General features: G+C 50.4%; 3 protein-coding genes. 1 reads left to right on the top strand and 2 read right to left on the bottom strand.

Annotation, left to right across the window (positions count from 1 at the left end; genetic code table 11):
• Positions 1–63: 63 nt before the first annotated feature.
• Positions 64–267 (bottom strand): putative selenium delivery protein YdfZ, encoded by a 204-nt coding sequence (gene ydfZ / locus NNN71_RS24195; RefSeq protein WP_163447393.1) that lies wholly within the window; start codon positions 265–267, stop codon positions 64–66.
• A 339-nt stretch (positions 268–606) separates the two neighbouring features.
• Between ydfZ and amyA the strand changes: the two genes are divergently transcribed.
• Positions 607–2,094 (top strand): alpha-amylase, encoded by a 1,488-nt coding sequence (gene amyA, locus NNN71_RS24190; RefSeq protein ID WP_271459539.1) that lies wholly within the window; start codon positions 607–609, stop codon positions 2,092–2,094.
• Between the two features lie 227 nt (positions 2,095–2,321).
• Here the strand turns inward: amyA and NNN71_RS24185 are convergent, their stop codons facing one another.
• Positions 2,322–2,774, bottom strand: a complete 453-nt coding sequence (locus tag NNN71_RS24185; RefSeq protein ID WP_249021909.1) for a MarR family winged helix-turn-helix transcriptional regulator — start codon at positions 2,772–2,774, stop codon at positions 2,322–2,324.
• Positions 2,775–2,804 lie beyond the last annotated feature (30 nt).

The following is a 2,804-nucleotide window of genomic DNA, read 5'->3' as shown; positions in this document are numbered from 1 at the left end:
GTTTTTCACTCGGGCGGCTTAAAACAAATAAGGCCACCGGGGTGGCCTCAAACGGTTGCCGTATCAGTTAAGACCCAGGCGGATCAAATCAACCGGGCAGAACGTCCCGTCACAGCCGTCAATCTCTACACAGCTCTCACGACGCAGCTGCTCAGCGGTTTTACCTTCACCATGGATAGCGGTAATCACGCCGGTTGCGCCTTTATTGGCAATCATCACACGGGTGCCGAGCGTGATAGCGTTACGGTTACGATCGTAGGTTTTCATCGTCTCCTCCTTTCACATGTCAAGACGGTATAGATTGGCGGTGTGAATTAATAGCGCGATCGAAAACGCGATGTTTTGCGCTTCGTCAAAGTAGCGTTTTTTTCATGACGTTTATGGATAAAACGACTATCTCGTTGTCAGTTTATTGACAGTTTTTATTGCGGATAGAGCCTGGATTAAGCCCGGAATGGTTTCTTGCTCGCTATGGGATATGTCAAATATGCGCGCATCATGCGTAGTGAGAACGTCATGTCTGGTAAGGAGACCATATGGCCAGATTCTCGCAACCTGTGGATTTCCCTCTTATAGTTTTTGTGTCGCCTTCAACGGAGAACAGGTATGCGCAACCCCACCTTATTACAATGCTTTCACTGGTATTACCCCGCTGGCGGTGAATTGTGGCCAGAGGTCGCAGCCCTTGCCCCGAACTTGCATGAGATTGGCATTAATATGATCTGGTTGCCGCCCGCCAGCAAAGGGGCCTCCGGTGGTTATTCCGTTGGCTATGACAGCTATGATCTTTTTGACCTGGGGGAGTTTGAGCAGAAAGGTTCGGTTGCCACAAAATATGGGGATAAAGCCCAGTTACTCCAGGCGATTGATGCACTGCAACAGCATAATATTGCGGTGCTGATGGACGTGGTGTTGAACCATAAGATGGGGGCGGATGAGAAGGAGCATATTCGCGTACAGCGTGTTAACGCCGACGATCGAACCCAAATTGATGAAGAGATCATCGAGTGCGAGGCATGGACCCGCTATTCATTCCCCGCGCGCGAAGGAAAGTACTCGCAGTTTATCTGGGATTTCAAATGCTTTAGCGGCATCGACCATATCGAGAATCCTGACGAGGACGGCATTTTCAAAATCGTTAACGACTATACCGGTGAAGGCTGGAATGACCAGGTCGATGACGAAATGGGTAACTTTGATTATCTGATGGGCGAGAACGTTGATTTCCGTAATCAGGCCGTTACCGAAGAGCTTAAATACTGGGCGCGCTGGATGCTCGAACAAACGCATTGCGACGGTTTTCGTCTTGATGCGGTTAAACATATTCCCGCCTGGTTCTATAAGCAATGGATTGAGCATATACAAGAAGTGGCGCCTGAACCTTTGTTCATTGTGGCGGAATACTGGTCTCACGATGTGGATAAATTGCAGCAGTATATCGCTCAGGTTGAGGGAAAAACGATGCTGTTTGACGCCCCGTTGCAGATGAACTTCCACGAGGCTTCCCGCATGGGTCGCGACTATGACATGAGCCAGATTTTCACCGCGACGCTGGTTGAGGCCGATCCGTTCCATGCGGTGACGCTGGTCGCCAACCATGACACCCAGCCGCTTCAGGCGCTGGAGGCCCCGGTGGAGGCGTGGTTTAAACCGCTTGCCTATGCGCTCATCCTGTTACGTGAAAACGGTGTGCCTTCGGTTTTTTATCCGGATCTGTTTGGCGCGCACTATGAGGACACTGGCGGTGATGGCGAAACTTACACTATCGATATGCCGGTTATTGAACAGCTGCATGAGCTGATCCTCGCGCGTCAGCGGTTTGCGCATGGCGTTCAAACGCTGTGGTTCGATCACCCTAACTGCATCGCATTTAGCCGCAGCGGCACCGATGAAATGCCCGGCTGCGTGGTGGTGCTCTCCAACGGCGATGAGGGAGAAAAAACGCTGTCGCTGGGGGGAAATTATGCCCATAAACGCTGGAAGGATTTTCTGAATAACCGTGAGGAAGTGGTGGAGACCGACGCAGAAGGCAGTGCGACCTTTACCTGTAACGGCGGCAGCGTCAGCGTATGGGTGATAGAAGAGGTACTCTGATACGCAGTTAGCAGGTGAATGAGGCATTGCCGCTGGCTGGTTTATTTTCTGCGCCAGGTGGAAACCATGTCGCAGGAAGATTGAGGGGATGGAACTTCTTGCTGGCGCAGGAAAACTCAGGTCTGGTGGGGAGATTATGCTCGGCAGCTCGAGCATAATCTTCCTATGAGTCGCTACTCGTGAAAGTAGGGGCTAATCAGATGCGCTTGCTGTATTCATCGCCGTACTTATTCATGCGATTCAAGGTTTTTTATCATTCGTTGTAAAGATGACTGGAGTAAGCCGCACTCCTCTTCAGTCATGCCACTGGAAGCCTGCTCGACCACTTCATAAAGTTTTTCTTTTATTTTGGGCAGCGCTAGCTGTGCTTGTCGTGTGAGCGAGATGTAGCTTGACCTTTTGTCGACAGGATTAGGTCTACGGGTAATCAATCCATCGCGCTCCATTCGTACCAGCAATGCCGCCATTGTAGGTTGTTCTACCCCTGCATATTCAGCGAGTTGTTTCTGCTGCATCTCTCCGTTTTCTTCCAACGCGATAGCGACAGGGAGATAAGCCATACCAAAGTTATACGGCCTGAGATGATGTTCAAACGTGCGTGTAAGCAGGCGTGAAGCCTGGTTTATCCAGAACGTTATCTGGGTTTCTGGTGCCCATTGAAGGTTGCTTTTCGCTTTCATAGCATGCTATATAATATACATAGCATGCTA

Origin of the sequence: Kluyvera sp. Awk 3, from assembly GCF_028069715.1 — a bacterium.
GTDB lineage: Bacteria > Pseudomonadota > Gammaproteobacteria > Enterobacterales > Enterobacteriaceae > Kluyvera > Kluyvera georgiana_A.
The sequence above is the reverse complement of the archived record's forward strand: the minus strand, read 5'-3'. Positions and strand labels throughout refer to the sequence as shown.

What these genes read in the sequence shown, in the direction of transcription:
- ydfZ (WP_163447393.1), bottom strand. Translation starts at nt 267, where the DNA reads ATGAAAACCTACGATCGTAACCGTAACGCTATCACGCTCGGCACCCGT.
- amyA (WP_271459539.1), top strand. Translation starts at nt 607, where the DNA reads ATGCGCAACCCCACCTTATTACAATGCTTTCACTGGTATTACCCCGCT.
- NNN71_RS24185 (WP_249021909.1), bottom strand. Translation starts at nt 2,774, where the DNA reads ATGAAAGCGAAAAGCAACCTTCAATGGGCACCAGAAACCCAGATAACG.